The 14,770-nt window shown below is 35.3% G+C and carries 16 protein-coding genes; all 16 read left to right on the top strand.

The window, feature by feature from the left end:
- The first annotated feature begins 14 nt into the window (after positions 1 to 14).
- Positions 15 to 1,631, top strand: coding sequence for an isocitrate lyase (locus ACTB0X_RS11530; protein WP_463025175.1), 1,617 nt, complete (start codon positions 15 to 17; stop codon positions 1,629 to 1,631).
- A 107-nt stretch (positions 1,632 to 1,738) separates the two neighbouring features.
- Entirely contained in the window at positions 1,739 to 2,800 is a 1,062-nt protein-coding gene (locus tag ACTB0X_RS11525; RefSeq protein ID WP_463025174.1) for a 3-oxoacyl-ACP synthase III family protein, read from the top strand.
- 131 nt (positions 2,801 to 2,931) lie between these two features.
- Positions 2,932 to 3,807, top strand: coding sequence for an AraC family transcriptional regulator (locus tag ACTB0X_RS11520; protein ID WP_463025173.1), 876 nt, complete (start codon positions 2,932 to 2,934; stop codon positions 3,805 to 3,807).
- A 258-nt stretch (positions 3,808 to 4,065) separates the two neighbouring features.
- Positions 4,066 to 4,779, top strand: coding sequence for a pirin family protein (locus tag ACTB0X_RS11515; RefSeq protein WP_463025213.1), 714 nt, complete (start codon positions 4,066 to 4,068; stop codon positions 4,777 to 4,779).
- 30 nt (positions 4,780 to 4,809) lie between these two features.
- Positions 4,810 to 5,334: a YceI family protein gene (locus ACTB0X_RS11510; protein WP_463025172.1), complete on the top strand. Its 525-nt coding sequence runs from the start codon at positions 4,810 to 4,812 to the stop codon at positions 5,332 to 5,334.
- A gap of 226 nt (positions 5,335 to 5,560) precedes the next feature.
- Positions 5,561 to 6,385 (top strand): 4,5-DOPA-extradiol-dioxygenase, encoded by an 825-nt coding sequence (gene ygiD, locus ACTB0X_RS11505; protein WP_463025212.1) that lies wholly within the window; start codon positions 5,561 to 5,563, stop codon positions 6,383 to 6,385.
- A gap of 65 nt (positions 6,386 to 6,450) precedes the next feature.
- The gene (locus tag ACTB0X_RS11500; protein ID WP_463025171.1) at positions 6,451 to 6,642 is read left to right on the top strand and encodes a hypothetical protein; all 192 of its coding nucleotides are present in this window, start codon (positions 6,451 to 6,453) and stop codon (positions 6,640 to 6,642) included.
- A gap of 361 nt (positions 6,643 to 7,003) precedes the next feature.
- Entirely contained in the window at positions 7,004 to 7,393 is a 390-nt protein-coding gene (locus ACTB0X_RS11495) for a hypothetical protein (RefSeq protein WP_463025170.1), read from the top strand.
- Position 7,394: 1 nt separating this feature from the next.
- Positions 7,395 to 8,231, top strand: a complete 837-nt coding sequence (locus ACTB0X_RS11490) for a hypothetical protein (protein WP_463025169.1) — start codon at positions 7,395 to 7,397, stop codon at positions 8,229 to 8,231.
- A 344-nt stretch (positions 8,232 to 8,575) separates the two neighbouring features.
- Positions 8,576 to 9,496, top strand: coding sequence for a ketopantoate reductase C-terminal domain-containing protein (locus ACTB0X_RS11485; RefSeq protein WP_463025168.1), 921 nt, complete (start codon positions 8,576 to 8,578; stop codon positions 9,494 to 9,496).
- Positions 9,497 to 9,575: 79 nt separating this feature from the next.
- A complete protein-coding gene (locus ACTB0X_RS11480; RefSeq protein WP_463025167.1) occupies positions 9,576 to 10,085 on the top strand; it encodes a GNAT family N-acetyltransferase in 510 nt (169 codons plus the stop codon).
- A gap of 74 nt (positions 10,086 to 10,159) precedes the next feature.
- Positions 10,160 to 10,717 (top strand): hypothetical protein, encoded by a 558-nt coding sequence (locus ACTB0X_RS11475; RefSeq protein ID WP_463025166.1) that lies wholly within the window; start codon positions 10,160 to 10,162, stop codon positions 10,715 to 10,717.
- A 76-nt stretch (positions 10,718 to 10,793) separates the two neighbouring features.
- Positions 10,794 to 11,570, top strand: coding sequence for a hypothetical protein (locus ACTB0X_RS11470; RefSeq protein ID WP_463025165.1), 777 nt, complete (start codon positions 10,794 to 10,796; stop codon positions 11,568 to 11,570).
- A gap of 167 nt (positions 11,571 to 11,737) precedes the next feature.
- On the top strand, positions 11,738 to 12,976 hold the full coding sequence (locus ACTB0X_RS11465) for a TraB/GumN family protein (protein ID WP_463025164.1): 1,239 nt from the start codon (positions 11,738 to 11,740) through the stop codon (positions 12,974 to 12,976).
- A gap of 36 nt (positions 12,977 to 13,012) precedes the next feature.
- Positions 13,013 to 13,729 (top strand): DNA alkylation repair protein, encoded by a 717-nt coding sequence (locus ACTB0X_RS11460; protein ID WP_463025163.1) that lies wholly within the window; start codon positions 13,013 to 13,015, stop codon positions 13,727 to 13,729.
- Positions 13,730 to 14,161: 432 nt separating this feature from the next.
- A complete protein-coding gene (locus ACTB0X_RS11455) occupies positions 14,162 to 14,749 on the top strand; it encodes a 2OG-Fe(II) oxygenase family protein (RefSeq protein ID WP_463025162.1) in 588 nt (195 codons plus the stop codon).
- Positions 14,750 to 14,770: the final 21 nt, after the last annotated feature.

Genomic DNA, 14,770 nt, shown 5'->3' with positions numbered 1-14,770 from the left:
CGTTTTACGAAATTATGAAAAATTTAGCACAAAGCAATTACGCTTCCGCCTTAGAGGCAGTAAGAACACTTAAAGAAAAATACGGTACTTCTTGGAATACCATAAATCCTGAGAATGCGGCCAGAATGATGGCTCAAAATCGGTTTAAAACCGGATTAGACATTGCTAAATATACGGCTACCATTGTAAGAAAAGACATGGCAGACTACGATGCAGACTCTACTCAATACACCCAATCCTTAGGTTGCTGGCATGGTTTCGTAGCACAGCAAAACATGATAGCAGTAAAAAAGCACCATCAAACAACCAATAAAAAATACCTCTACCTTTCTGGTTGGATGGTTGCTGCTTTGCGCTCTGAATTTGGTCCACTTCCCGATCAATCCATGCACGAGAAAACGGCCGTTTCTGATTTGATCAAAGAGATTTATGATTTCTTGCGTCAAGCTGATTCCATAGAATTAAATGACTTATTTCGAAGATTGAAAAATGGTGAGGACGTTCAGGATCAAATTGACAACTTTGAAACGCATGTAGTTCCCATCATTGCAGACATTGATGCAGGTTTTGGAAATGAAGAAGCCACGTATTTATTAGCAAAACAAATGATTCAAGCTGGAGCTTGTGCCATTCAATTGGAAAACCAAGTTTCTGATGCCAAGCAATGCGGTCATCAGGATGGCAAAGTAACGGTGCCTCACGAAGATTTTATTGCTAAAATAAATGCCGTGAGGTATGCCTTTTTAGAGTTGGGAATTGAAGATGGAATAATCGTAGCAAGAACGGACTCAGAAGGAGCTGGATTAACTCAAAAATTACCAGTTAGTCAAGATCCAGGAGACTTGGCTGCACAATATTTAGCTTTTGTAGAAGCAGAAGAAATCGCTATTCAAGATGCACTAGAAGACGATGTTTTACTGAAAAGAGATGAAAAATTAGTTCGTCCTGTTCGATTGCCAAACGGATTGTATAAATTTAAGGACGGCAGCAACATCGACCGAGTGGTTTTAGATTGCATTACCAGCCTTCAAAATGGAGCAGATTTATTGTGGATTGAGACACCTACGCCTAATGTGAAGCAAATTGCGCACATGGTCAACCGAATTAAGGAAGTCGTTCCAAATGCTAAATTGGTGTACAACAACTCCCCTTCTTTTAACTGGACGTTGAATTTCCGCAATCAAGCCTATGAAGAACTGTTCACTTCAGGAAAAGATGTTTCTATGTATGATAAATCTAACCTGATGGATGTTCGATACGATGGGTCTGAATTGTGCCAATTGGCAGATGAAAAAATTAGAACGTTTCAAAGAGATGGAGCTAAAGATGCTGGCATTTTTCATCATTTAATCACGCTACCAACCTACCATACCACGGCGCTTCACATGAATGATTTAACCGCTGGATATTTTGCTGAAGAGGGCATGTTGGCTTATGTAAAAGGCGTTCAGCGACAAGAAATCCGCAAAGGCGTTTCTTGCGTGAAGCATCAACGCATGGCTGGTTCAGACTTGGGAGATGATCATAAAACATTCTTTGCAGGAGAAAAAGCAATGAAAGCTGGAGGAGAAAAAAATACTTCCAATCAGTTTGAAATAAACGCAAATAAACCTAAAGCTGAGCTTGTTTAGACCCATCATCATTTTCATTGGTTGATTGCGATTAACAAATTATAGTACAATTGTTATTCGTCGAACCCATAAAATGGACTACATTTAATTTTATAAAAAACAAATCGATGCAAAATAAAATTTCAGGAACAGGAAGCTATATTCCTACGGTAGTTCAAAAAAATGAAGACTTCTTAACTCAAGACTTTTACGATGAGCGTCAATTAAAAATACCTACATCAAATGAAATCGTCATTAAAAAGTTCCAAGGGATCACTGGAATCGAAGAACGACGGTACGTTTCTAATGAATTAAAGTCTAGCGATATTGGAACAATTGCAGCGCAAAAAGCAATAGAAGACGCGGGAATAGATCCTGAAGAACTCGATTACATCATTGTGGGTCAGAATTTTGGAGATGTTGATTCAGGCAATACGCAAATCGATATGTTGCCGAGTATCGCTTCCAGGATTAAATTCAATTTAAAGATCAAGAATCCGAATTGTGTGGCTTATGATTTAATTTTTGGATGCCCTGGTTGGCTGCAAGGAGTAATTCAGGCCGATGCTTTTATTAAAGCAGGCATTGCCACTAAATGCTTAATTATCGGTACGGAAACTTTATCGCGTGTGGTTGATCCCTACGATCGTGACTCCATGATCTATTCAGATGGTGCAGGAGCTTGTATTTTAGAAAAAAGTGAAGGAGGTTCTAGTGGAATATTGAGTGCTGCCAACCAGTCGTTTACTCACGATGAAGCCTATTTTTTATTCTATGGAAGTTCTTACAACCCTTCAGAAAATCAGCAAACGAAATACATCAAAATGCACGGCCGGAAAATATATGAGTTTGCACTCAATGCTGTTCCTTTAGCGATGAAAACAGCCGTTGACAAAAGCGGTGTGGGGATAGATGACATTAGTAAGGTATTGATTCATCAGGCCAATGAAAAAATGGATGAAACCATTATTAAACGATTCTATTTACTTTACGACAAGGAAATGCCGAAAGACATTATGCCTATGAGCATTCATAAATTGGGAAATAGCTCAGTCGCTACCGTTCCTACTTTATTTGACTTGATTGTGAAAAACAAACTAGAAGGACATCAAATTGTAAAAGGCGATGTATTGCTGATTGCTTCTGTAGGTGCCGGTATGAATGTAAATGCAATAGTCTATCGCTATTAATGGATTCTGATCAAATTCAAAAAAGTTAGCATTCCACTAACTTCTTTTTATTAGTTAGTACAGAAATAGATTCGCATGAATACAATTTCATGTGTAATTTTCGGTGGAGTAAACTACCTTTCAAATTGTAAATGGAACCGATTAAAACATACCAGAAAGTCAACCCGAACGATGCGTTTGTCAGTTTTAGCATTTCCAAAATGGAGGATATTTACCTCAAAAGAAATGGACGCGTTGACGAGCCACACCGCCATAACTTTTACACCGTATTGGTAGTCAAAAAAGCCAATGGGATTCATAAAATCGATTTTAACGCTTATGAAATGGGGCCTCAACAAATCTATTTTGTGGCGCCAGGTCAAGTACATCAAGTGATTGAACACGAACAATCGGTTGGTTTTGCCATGACATTTTCGACTCAGTTTTTGATCGAAAATTCCATTCAATTGTCCTTTATAGAAAGCTTGAACCTGTTCCAAAATTATGGACAGAGCCCTCCCCTTTTGCCATCTAAAGAGCAGTTTGAAAAAATAGTTGGATTTGCCAATGAAATTTACACTTTGTACAACGGCAACAGCAACATGAAGGCGCTTTCGACTGGAGCGTTTCTAAAGTTACTGTTGATTGAATGCAATAATATTTGTTCCATTAATCCAATAGAATCCAACATTGACAGTACTGGAAATCACATTATAAAAGCGTTTAAGCAACTGGTGAATGAATCGTATAAAAAAGAACATTCTACCTCTTATTATGCAGAACAGCTCCACATTACGCCCGACCATTTAAATCGAATCATCAAATCGAGCATTGGCAAAACAGCCAAGGAATACATTCAAGCGCGAATCATCACAGCAGCCAAACGATTGCTTTTCTTTTCGGATTTATCCAACAAAGAAATTGGTTTTGAATTGGGCTTTAACGAGCCCGCTAATTTCAGTGCTTTCTTTAAAAAATGTACCGACCTTTCCCCTTCTCATTTCAAAAATAAAGAACACATCGCCTAGCACATCGGATTTTCATATGTCTATCCCGATTTCTCATATTTCAGGTGCTTTCAAATAGTCTCAACTTTGTTTCAACAATTAAAACAAGGGCTTATGGAGCGCAAAGAATTTATTAAAAAGTCGATAATGACTGGTGTCATTGGAGCAATGGCTCCCCAACTGCTAAAAGCAGAAAATACAGCAAAATCCAGTTCCACTTATGATAAATTAATTGAGCAAGTAGGCTTCAATCATTTACCCAATAAAGAATATAAAACGATGAATACAGTCATTCACAAAGCAGCAACAAGAGGACATGCCAATCACGGTTGGTTGGATTCTCACCATTCTTTCAGTTTTGCCAATTACCACAACCCAGATCGAATGAATTTTGGAGTGCTCCGTGTATTAAACGACGACCAAGTAAACCCAGGAATGGGATTTGGAACACATCCACACGACAATATGGAGATTATTTCTATTCCTTTGGAAGGTGATTTAGAGCACAAAGACAGCATGGGAAATGTGGCAGTAATCAAAGAAGGTGATGTGCAAGTGTTGAGCGCAGGAACCGGAATCTACCACAGTGAATACAACAAGAATGCAGATAAAACAGTAAAATTTCTGCAAATCTGGGTTTTCCCAAAAGCGAAAAATGTAGCACCGCGTTACGATCAGATTTCAATTAGAGACATTGAAAAAGAAAACACATTCTATCAAGTGCTTTCGCCCAATAAAGATGATCAAGGCGTTTGGATCAATCAGGATGCTTGGTTCCATATCGGGAAGTTTAAAAAAGGAAATGCCGACGAATACAAAATTAAAAAATCAGGAAATGGAGTTTATGCCTTTATCTTGGATGGGGAAGTAGAAATCAACGGTGAGAAACTCTCTAAAAGAGACGGGATGGGAGTTTGGGACACCACTTCTATTCAAGTTAAAGCTTCCGAGGATGCACGCGTTTTGCTGATGGAAGTACCAATGAGCTTATAATTAATTACAAACACTAAAATATAAAACCACATGAGCAATTCAACAAACAACTGGAAAATAGATGATACGCATTCAGAAGTAGCATTTAAAGTAAAACACATGATGATTTCAACAGTAACCGGACATTTCGGTGAGTTTGATGCTTCAATTGAAGCTGCGGACGATAGCTTCAAAAATGCAAAAATCAACTTTAGTGCAAAAACAGCTTCTGTAAATACAAAAAATAAGGATAGAGATGCGCACTTGCAATCGGATGACTTTTTCAATTCAGAAAAATACCCTGAGATGACTTTTAAGTCCACTTCTTTTGATGGTGAAGAATTGATAGGAGATTTGACCATTAGAGACGTTACCAAAAAAGTTACTCTAGAAGTTGAGTTTAATGGGATTGCAGAAGATCCTTATGGTCAAACTAAAGCAGGTTTTGAAATCAAAGGAGAAATCAACCGAAAGGATTTTAACTTGACTTGGAGCGCTGTAACTGAAGCGGGAAGCATCGTCGTTTCTGATAAAGTGAAACTGATTGTAGATGCTCAATTTGTAAAGCAAGCATAGAAATGAATCAATAATTGGTTGTCAAACTACACAACGACGTAACACAATTTTGATGACCTCGAAACCTGCCTTTAGCGATGCTAAGGGTGGGTTTTTTAGATTATGTTTTATGCATTCTATCATTCAAAACGAGTAATTTTAATGATTCGGATTTTTTCAACATTCTCTCATGAAAAGAAGTGATTTCATCAAAACCATGGCATTATTGCCATTAATTTCCAAATCTATGCAACTAAATGCCTTGAGTAAATTAGCTGATTCATTTATGAACACCGAAAAAATGCCTGTACTTTTCCTTGGACACGGCAGCCCGATGAATGCAATTGAAGAAAATGAATTTGTCCGTTCATTCCGAAAGTTGGGAACTGAGATACAAAAACCAACGGCCATTTTATGTATTTCGGCACATTGGGAAACCAAAGGCACCTTCGTTACTGCCATGGAACATCCTAAAACCATTCACGACTTTGGAGGCTTCCCACAAGCGCTATTTGAAGTGCAATATCCTGCACCTGGTAGTCCAGAACTTGCCATGGAAACCAAAAAGATAATTACTTCTACAGAAGTTGGATTGGACGATAAATGGGGATTGGATCATGGTGCTTGGAGCGTAATAAAACATTTGTATCCCAATGTTGACATTCCTGTGATACAAATGAGTATTGACTACACTCAATCGCCTAAATACCATTATGATTTGGCAAAACAATTGAGCAAACTTCGTCATAAAGGAGTATTGATTATTGGCAGTGGAAACATGGTTCACAACCTTGGCCTTGTGGCATGGAATAAAATGAATGAAGAATTTGCATTCGATTGGGCCAAAGAAGCCAATGAGAAAATGAAAAGTTATATCCTAAGCGGAGATCATGAAAAGTTGATCAACTTTAAAGCACAAGGAAAAGCGTTTGAGTTGGCCATTCCCACACCAGAGCATTACCTTCCACTAATTTATGCTTTGGCCTTAAAAGAGGAAAAAGAGAACCTTCACCTATTCAACGACAAACCCATCGCCGGTTCATTGACCATGACTTCTGTAAAAATTGGATAATTGTACCATTAAAAAAACCCTTATATTTGATTGAAAACTCAATAACAACTTCTAAAAACTGAAATATGAACAAATTAATACTACCAATCAAAGCATTCACTTTAGGTCTTTTCGGAATATTTGCAACCCTTTCTCTGATACACTTTCCATTATTAATAGGTAGTTCTAATTCAAATGACTCTATTATTGGTTACTCTTATCTAGCGCTTTTATTGATTTCAATTTCTGTGATTTATAAGATTGCCAAGAAGATTTAGATCACAATTGTGTTTAAATGCACCAAAGCGGGGAAATGTTCATCCACATCGAAAAGAATGATTAATATTTTTATATAATCCTTTCGTTTTTAAGCACTCCTACTCTATTTATTAAAACTTTTAGATTATCTTCGGGTTTGGAAATACAATTTGACGAATTGATAGTAAACATATATCCGTTTTTACGCGTCCACCTTGGTGGAAACGACAACAAACGACTAATACGTGTCCGCCGTGGTGGAAATGTTTTTACTACTAGTTTTAAGATAGATACAACTTTTTAAACTAAAATAAATATCATAACTATATAAAAGATATAAGTGCCATTGCACTTATACAGTTGTTGTAAGCAATTGAAAGAATGAAACTATTACTAACCTTAATACTTTTTACAGCACTCATCTTATCATCGAATGCGCAAACATTTGATAAGAATATTAAGGGTACGTGGAAGTTAATTGAAATTATGATTGACCCAGGCGACGGGAGTGGAAAGTTTCACGAAGTTAAATCTGAAAAATATTTAGAAATCAAATCAGACGGATTTATTGAATCCAACGGTAATTTATGCAAGCTATCTAAAGAAAGTATGAAAACCACAAATGGCCAATTAATTCAAATTGAAGATAAAATTACCTTACAGGGTTGTCAAGAACACTTCAAAGTATCATATAAATTTAAGAATGACTTGCTATTTGTTTACTACCCCTGTAAAGAAGGTTGTGCTGAGAAGTATGAAAAAATAGAATAACATGAAAGTCAAAGTTGGAAATTGGAGAGTAGACTCAAGGACTTTGATTAGGTTAGAATGGAGAAAATATTATCCAAAACTTGTTATCCATGAAAAATATGAAAACCATGTAAAGTGGACTCTAAGGATATTAACATTTTTAGGAATCATTCTATGCTTTCTTGTGTTTCCATACTTAGTTGGTATTATTGTTTCTCTTAGTTTATTAGCAATTCAGACTCTAATAGAAAATACTCTTTTTGAGTATACTATAATCATAGTTCAGCCATTTCCAGATTTTGAAATTGATTATGACCAATGGCTTACCAATGGTTATTTTCTTGTCAATAATGATGTAACCGGACATGAAGAATATCCAAACTATTTTGGCCCAGCATATAAAGATGAAGAGTATGCTTTTAAGTTCTTCTCCTACCTCAAAGAATGGAATCAAAATAAAGATATTGACACTGAAAATAATATATGCATTTCTTTCATTTACGAGAGTGACATTAGTTATACAACTTATATATATGCTAACCAAAATAGAAAATGGTTGAATGATGCTTTTCAGAGCTCTGAAAAAAAATCCCAACTAAAAAAGTACGGAAAAAGTCAACAATCAATGGTTTTTCAGATGATTTATTGGAAAAACTTAAAGTTTAAAGAAGGAATGTTTTTCACGCAGTTTATTGATTCACAGAAAGACAAGAAGAAAAAAGATTTCTACTTTGCTCCATTTATTCTCAAAAATGGAAAACTTGGATATATAGACTCAATGAAAATTCTAAAAACTTCCTTCAAAGTTAAGGGTAGATCAGAATTAACTGAGAATGATATTGAGTATCATCATAAATAAAAAACTGCTTACAACATTAAATATAGTGCATAGTGAGTCAGTAAGTTAAGACGTTTTTGTGGCTCTTTGAAAGTCCGTAAAATTCGCAAGCGAATTTTGTAAAAAAAGAAAATGTACAAAATCGCTCTGCGATTTTTACTATTTAGTTTTAAGCAAATTGTATCTTTACTTACCTCACTACGCACCATATTTGGGCGCTAGGCAACCAAAAGAAGATGACGAGTAAGTACGACAAAATAGGAATCAATTAGAATCTGATATTAATTCTAAAAAAATAGTTAAAATTATTGATTCTTTTAAAGACGATATTGGAGATTACTTTTTCATAAAGGCAGACAAATTAAATGAATAGTGGAAAAAAACATATTGGTGTATTTGGAGTAGGAGCAATTGGAAGTGTCGTTGCATTCGAACTTCAAAAAAACAATACACCAAACAGATTGCACTATTATAGTCGAACTTTAAAAAATAGCATCAAACTAATTAACGAAAGAAAAAGGCACGAAATCCCAATTCAAATAAAGATACCGCCTTTCGAGAATGATTATTTAGATTGGCTATTGGTCTGCATCAAAGAACACCAATATCCTGATGCAATTGATTCAATTTCAAAACTAATCAATCCACAAACTAAAATAGCTGTGATTAGAAATGGACTAAGATTGAAAGATCCTTTTTTAAATTTTACTGATAAGGAGAATATTTTAGAATGTTCAATTGATTGTCCTACTCAACCTGCTAAAGATGGATTCTATGAGGTATTTAAAAGTCCCGTGATTACAGTTCAAGACTGTAAATTGGCAAATGATTTCAGTAAACTATTTCAAAATACCGAAACTAAAGTCAAACAAGTGATTGACTATAAAACTGAAAGTTGGAAAAAGGTTTGTGAAAGTTCTGCTCTTGGTTCGATACTTTGTTTAAGCGGTGAGACTTGTTGGATATTTGAAAATGAAAAACTTAGAATTCTTTTCACTGACATTTTAAAAGAAGGAATAAAAGTAGCTCAAGCAGATGGAGCAAAAATTGAAAGTGATTTTGAAAATAAAATGTTGACCAAGCTTTATAATTATCCAAAAACAAAAGGGAGTTCAATGTTAACAGACCGATTAAATGGAAATCCAATTGAATTAGGAGCAAAAAATGAAATCATATCCAAAATAGGAAAATTAAAAAATTTAGAAACTCCCTTAAATGATTTAATCATAACATTATTAAGTCATACAAATAAGGAGGCAGCACACAATAAAACCCATAAGCAATAGCACCCATCGGTACGCTACTACTCAATGCCAAAGCGTTGGCAGTAGGTTGAAAAACAATAAGTATAAACATGAATCAGAAATGTCGGAAAAAAAATTTATCATACTTAAATCGAACGATACAGAACATTTTGAACTGATTGCCAAATGGTACCTGAATGAATGGAATATACCAGTCACTAAGACAATGGAGAATCTTAAGAAAATTACGAAAGATAAATTCCAATTTCAGGTTTTAATGACACATAACGGATTGCCCATTACCACTGGCGGAATTTATAATCATGTAGGATTACTTGATAAAGAACCCAGATATAAAATTCATAAGAATTGGTTAGCACTAATTTATACAATCCCAGAGCACAGGAAAAAAGGATACGGAGCATTAATCTGTGATTTCCTTCAAAACTATTCACAAGAATTAGGACTTGAACAACTTTATTTATATACAGACACAGCGGAAAGACTTTATGAAAGACTTGGGTGGAATATGATTGAAAGACTTCAAATTGGAAGTAGAAATATTATTGTAATGGATAAAAAATTGAAAAATAAAAAACCTACTACCAATCGAGTAGATGGCTCCGACTAATTTCGATAGCTAACGACATACTGTATTTGACTCTAAATTAAATTATTAAATAAATACCTAAATTACTACAGAACATGAGTTTTTTCTACAGAGAAAAGAGTGGATTAGAAGAGCAATTGATAAAATATGCCGTCAAATTTCAACCCAACCTTATCAAATTAGAGGTTGTAATTCTATTCATTCTACTAATCGGAATGATGCTAAAAAGTATGAATCTAGGAATAGGATCACAGCTAATAATTGTTGCATTTTCAATTTTGTCCTTAGTGTATGCCTTAATGTCTTACAAAGGGTATCAGGTTGAAAGTAAATTTGATTCATTGTTAATTCGTTTAATATACTGGTCATATAGTATGGCTATTACAGGAATTCTTTTTTCAATTCAAAGGTGGCCTGGGGCGTATATGATGTTGTCAGTAGGATTGTCGATGATGGCATTAGGATTAATAGGGTTAGTGGTAATAAAAAACAAAAAACGGATGGATCAAAAAATGATTCATATTGATTTTTTAAGAACCATCATCATTTTATTCATTGGTGTTGGCTTTCTATTATATGGAAATTTAAAAGAATTAGATAATCCAAACAAATTAGCTTATTTTCACACACTACACTCACAAACAAACCGTTGACATTAATATGCCAAATGAGATAATCACACCCCGAAAAGCAATTAGAAGAGGCCAACTGCTAGTTAATTTCCCTGTTATGATTATAATGTTCGCTGTGGCGGTTGGACTTTATTTTCTATCTAGTACAAAACTAATCCACCCTTTAGTATTCTTACCTGGATCGTTTTTATTCTCACCATTAGTAGCATGGATCTATTGGAGTTTCGCTATAACACATTGGCGAATTTGGGCATTTAGCAGAATAGATGACCCTATTGAATTGAAAGTATTAGCAGTGGAAAGTGGGTTAATATGGTCTGATGGTAGTTTTTTTGAAAAAACCGAAATTCGAACATCAAAACAAAAGGCTATTATTATTGAACTCGAAAAGAGAATTAAGGAAGAACGAACAAAGAAGTTTAAAGACGATTCCAGTATTCCTAGGTTTTCAGATTTCAAACATTCAAAATCAAGTCTTTATTCCAAACTATTTCAGAACATTTTATTCATTGTTGCAGGAGCATACTTCGCATTAACATTTGAAAAATCATACATCGGTTGGATTTTCGTTGGAATTGGAATTCTCTTTTCAATACGTCCACTTAGTAAACTCTCAAAATTATTACCAGTTCTAACTATAAGTAATGATGGGATAATAGTGGACGAACACCTATATAAATGGAACCAAATTAAAAATGAAAGTGCTCAAATGAAAGGAATTGGAAAGAGAAGATCTGCTTTTTTATCATTTCAAATGGACGGAGTAATTCACCAATTTCCGCTTGATGACTATGATGTAACACTTCCTATACTTCGAAAACTCTTAAAAATTTATAGGGGACGGAACACTATCAACAACAGTAGCTACGAATAAAGTAGCCATTTCTCAAAAAGGTTAAACAAGAAATCCTTTTCTCATACGAAGTAAAAACTCCCAATCGGAATACCTCTCCCACTCCATTTGCCAATTCTTTGAAACTTCACTACTTTTAAAACCTATCCAGTTTTGACAAGCTCAAAGCTTCACTAAAAGTAGATTCAATGTTTCGGAAAATTCTAAAATGGTCACTCAAAATACTAATCGGTACACTATTATTCTTTGGAATCCTGTATGGTGGATTTCACCTTTGGGAATATGCTTCAGGTGGCAAATATATTGAGTATTTAACTGCGAATAGCGAGACTGTCCATTTGGATGAAACGTTCAGTTATGAAACCATAGGAAAGGACATAGCAGATAAAAAAATGATTTTAGTCGGTGAGATTCACGGATTTGATGAGCCTTCAAAATTCGATGTTGACTTCTTCAAGTATTTACATCAAAACCACCAGGTCAACCACTATTTGGCAGAATTGGATTTTGTACAGGCTACGCTGCTCAACGATTTTCTGAAAACAGGTGATGAGGAAATTCTAAGTGCTGTATTAGCCAAATGGGTAGTAATACAAGGAAGAAACAACCAAGATTATTTTGACAAATACCTCTCACTGCACCAATATTACCAAGAACAGTCAGAAGGCAATAAATTCGAATTTATCGGAATCGACAAAATTCAAGATCGCTCGTTACTGCAAGAATACATTCAGTCACTTGCTCCTGAAAACACTTTAGAACCTTCTGAAACCGATGAAATGGGTGCGCTTTTAAATCAGATTGAGCAACTAAGCGCTGTATACAGCCAATCCCCCGACACTTTATTTCTACTTTCTCACTTGAAATCTAATGTACAATATGTTCTAGAAAAGCTAAACCGAGAGGAAGTACTGTTTCAGAACTTTAGCCACTTATACAAAGAATGCAATTTAGAGGATCATAAATTATATGGCTTTTTTGGTCTGTATCATGTGTTTCAGTACCGTATAAATGGCAACCATCCATTGGCTTCCAAGATAAGAGAATCTGACTTAGGGTTAGCTGACAAAATTCTCTCTATCAACATCATGATGAACGACAGTTATATGGTGATGCCAAGCAATCAGTTGCCTGAATTTATGAGTGATGGAAGTGACTACGTTAAAATGCCTGTTTCGGCTGACAACATGCTTTTTATGTACATCGTCGGTATTAGTGATTTCAAAAGAATGACACCGGAGCATCATAAATCATTAATCAAAATGAACAGTGACAATAGTCCTTATTCTAACACCATACGTTTGAGTCAAACCATCCAATTGTTGCCAGTGACTGACAAAATGGAAATGACCGATGAAGGAAAACCTTATGCGCAGTATACATTGTTTGTAAGAAACTCGGATTGGGCGGAACCGATGGAAAAGTAGCTTAAATAATAATCCAAATTCCCAATTATAAACAATATGACCTACTCCCAAGTAATTGATCGACTTTACGAATTGAAGAACCCCGACAAGGTGATCTTCAAAGAGCAAAAATTTGGCATCATTTCAAACAATTCGTTGGGGATTTATCACAAAGATTTAAAAGTAATCGCCCAAAGCATAGGCAAAGACAATGATTTGGCGTTGAGGCTTTTTGACAGTGTCATCTATGAAGCTCGGTTGCTGTGCAGCAAAATGTTTCGCCCAAAAGATGTGACTGAACCATTAATGGAAAAGTGGGTAAAATCGTTCGAAAACTGGGAAATCTGTGACAGCTTCTGCATGGGATTGTTTTCTAAAAGTAACTATGCCGTTCCCAAAATACTGGAATGGTCAAAGCTAGAAAGTGAGTTTGAGAAAAGAGCAAGCTTTGCCACATTGGCTTCCTACTGCATGGCAGATAAGAATGCTAAAAATGAAACATTCGAGCAGTTTTTTACCCTTATAAAACATGAAGCAACCGATGAGCGGCTGTACGTTAAAAAAGCCGTTAATTGGGCATTGAGAAGTATTGGCAAACGAAACCTTGACCTCAAAAAAAGAGCAATAACAACAGCTTATGAGATCTTAGAATCATCAACCGTTGGACAAGTTAGTCCATCAGCAAAATGGATTGCAAAAGACGCATTAGCAGAGTTGGAAAAAGAGCAAATTAGAATGTCGGATTATCCAAGAAGCATCTATCGAAAAAGTTAATCTTTCAATTATTAAGATAGTTAGCGATTTAGTTGTTATTTTTAAAGCCATAAATTAGTCACTACTGTCCGATAAAATTTCAATAAAGTTTTATGTAATGTTGAAACGAATGATTAAATAAATGATATTCAGAATATATAATCTCAATCATTTTGTATGAATCCGGATGTTTTTATTGTAGGACTGCCATTTAGCAAAATGCAAGAAAATCAGAATAATTGCCTTAGAGAAACCGGAAAGCTTCGAGGTGGACCGAGAAGATCATCCGACTGAACTTAGGTAATTAGAATATTTTCTTTCATTTTGATAAGGGCTGAGTTTTTTGCTTTACTTTTTGCTCACCAAAAAGTGAAATAAATAACCCAATAAAATGTCAAATTAAAAGATTGTCGGTCAATACTATGAATTAATAATTAATATAAATCACTTACCATGTCTACCAACTACTCTTTTGGACTCCCACTCAAACACAACTTTGCAGAATTTGTATACTATCAAGGACTGTTTCTTCCGCATGAAGTGGATCGAATCCTGAACTTTTGGGACGATGAAAAAACGATAAAAGCCACAGTAAGCGGAGAAGAAGAATATGACGACGAGCTTCGAAAAAGCTCCGTGATGTTTATCGAGAATAACCAAGAAAATGAATGGATCTACAGCAAACTAGCAGGACTTGCAATCAACTGCAACAACGAGCGCTACTATTTCGATTTGTTGGGTTTTCATCAAGAATTGCAATTGACAAGGTATTCCGAAGGGGATTATTTCGATTGGCATTTGGATTTTGGCAACGGAGAAATCTCTGCTCGAAAGTTGAGCATGACCATTCAATTATCAGATCATGATGACTATGAAGGAGGCGACCTTGAGTTTATGATCAATCAGAAAATAGTGAAAGCCCCACGAGCAAAAGGAACCATTGTTATCTTTCCTTCGTTCATTATTCATCGGGTCACTCCAATAACTAACGGCACTCGCCAATCCATTGTGGGTTGGGTTTCAGGACCTCCGTATAGATAAATGTAAATCTCTATCAATTAT

The sequence above is a fragment of the Acidiluteibacter sp. genome (assembly GCF_055129545.1).
Note: the sequence above shows the minus strand (reverse complement) of the source record. Positions and strands in the feature narration are given on the sequence as shown.